This window comes from Vibrio sp. 1288 (assembly GCF_033344475.1).
In genome coordinates, this window is the sequence record NZ_JAWPOX010000940.1 from 1 (window position 1) to 560 (window position 560).

The 560-nt window shown below is 47.5% G+C and carries 1 protein-coding gene; it reads right to left on the bottom strand.

Annotation, left to right across the window (positions count from 1 at the left end):
* Nucleotides 1-17 precede the first annotated feature (17 nt).
* The coding region (locus tag R8O11_RS30220) for a flagellin (RefSeq protein WP_318195262.1) at nt 18-560 on the bottom strand (543 nt) is incomplete at its 5' end.

Consider the following 560-nt stretch of genomic DNA (forward strand, 5'->3'; position numbering starts at 1 on the left):
GCATCGCTGAAACACGTTCAACTGAGCAAGCCTAGTGCTGAGCTCGGCCTTTGCTTCGCTTGAGCGAGTAATGCAGTTGTCGCATCCTGCAGCACCTGAGAGCGCACCATTTCTGTCGACTCCCGAGCAAAGTCTGTATCTCGAATTCGCCCTTTTGACTCCGAAACACTCCGGTTAATGGTGTTTAAATTATCGATCGTACCACTCACACGGTTCTGAAATCCACCTATTTCACTGCGATGAGAATCAACATACTTTATCGCCGCATCCACCACACTAATGGCAAGCTGAGCGCCTCCTACTGTCGACATATCGAGATCATCAACGGTCACCAACTCACCGGAACCTATATCCATCTCATCGGCAAAATTGCCTTTCCATGTGATGCCTTCTGGCGCATTCAGTGTCGAGGTAAAAAACTGCAGTTGATGATCTTGCGTTACGGAAGCATCGACTACCGATTGCTGGGCATTAATGTAGGTTGCCACTTCTTCAAGGCTATCGCCTACTTTGAGTGTTAATGCTTTAGATTGTGTTTGGCCTTCATTGTCTTGATATTC